The sequence below is a fragment of the Pseudoalteromonas sp. SWXJ133 genome (assembly GCF_015864365.1).
Lineage (GTDB): Bacteria > Pseudomonadota > Gammaproteobacteria > Enterobacterales > Alteromonadaceae > Pseudoalteromonas > Pseudoalteromonas arctica.
Window position 1 is genome coordinate 1 of the sequence record NZ_JADYXJ010000056.1, and the last position, 1061, is coordinate 1061.

The 1061-nt window shown below is 40.2% G+C and carries 1 protein-coding gene; it reads right to left on the reverse strand.

The genetic code is table 11. The features are described from left to right. Window positions 1–971: IS4 family transposase (locus I6F40_RS19590; protein ID WP_197193337.1), on the reverse strand; the 971-nt coding region annotated here is incomplete at its 3' end. Window positions 972–1061: the final 90 nt, after the last annotated feature.

Sequence of the window (1061 nt, forward strand, 5' to 3'; positions counted from 1 at the left end):
ATGGTTTGTTTGATTTCTCTAAACCCAAGCTCTATCTCCCAACGATGACAATATAATTCAACAATTTCATTACCTGGATAACGCAATCTATCCGTCATCGAGGTTAATATACGGTAGCTTTTGCCCTTTATTGTTTTACTGATTAATCTCGCTTTAATCGTTTCAGGAACATCGGGAAAGTTTTTTTGTGCATGCTTTGTTGTTTTCAATTCAATGATATGGTCATTTTTACCCGCGCTGGAGATGATTTCATACTGTAAGTCGGGCCTTGCTGGTATCAGCCAGTGCCTCATCTTCCCAGTTTGGTGCCAACGATTTAACAGGCCTAAAGAATAATATCCTTTATCAAACATAGTCAGTGAATTATCTGGTGTACGTTCAATTAAACGCTCAGCTAATTTCATCTCGTTGGTTTTATAGTTATCAAACTCGCTACTGAGCAGTTGATGGCTGGTCAATTCCATATGACAGACCATGCGTATTTGAGGAAAGGCTGTATCACCGTATTGGTTGCTACCAGAAGAGAAGGCTTTACGATTATCAGGCGTGTCGGCTGTTCGCCACACAACACCGTCAACAGCTAATAGGTTCAAACCATTCCATGTTTCGAATGACTGTTGCTTATACATTGATTGAGCAGATTTATTGAAAACGTGTTTAACGGAATCATCACCTAACCTTTGTCTCGCCTGTACCATCGCACTTGGAGCAACGAGTTGGTTCTTGCCTGGTAACATGATATCTAGCTTATTAGCGATATTCCAAACCGATTCTTTTCGAAACAATGCCATGCCAATAACTGACCACAAAACGGCCTCAAGCGGTAACCTTCGCTTACGAACGGTTGCAATCCCAGCTTGTTGAAAACCTTGTTCAATGATTTCAGGGTCAAGAATTTCTGATAATTTTTCAAAGGTATGGTATCGGCTGCTTTCTTTAAGTGTTGCTTGCAGTGCTTGTTCTATATTCACAAAAAAATCCGTAGTTAGTTTCCTAACTACGGATTTTGCATGATCGTTTGGATCGGTCAACCGGTCATTTTCTTAACTGATCGGCATTAA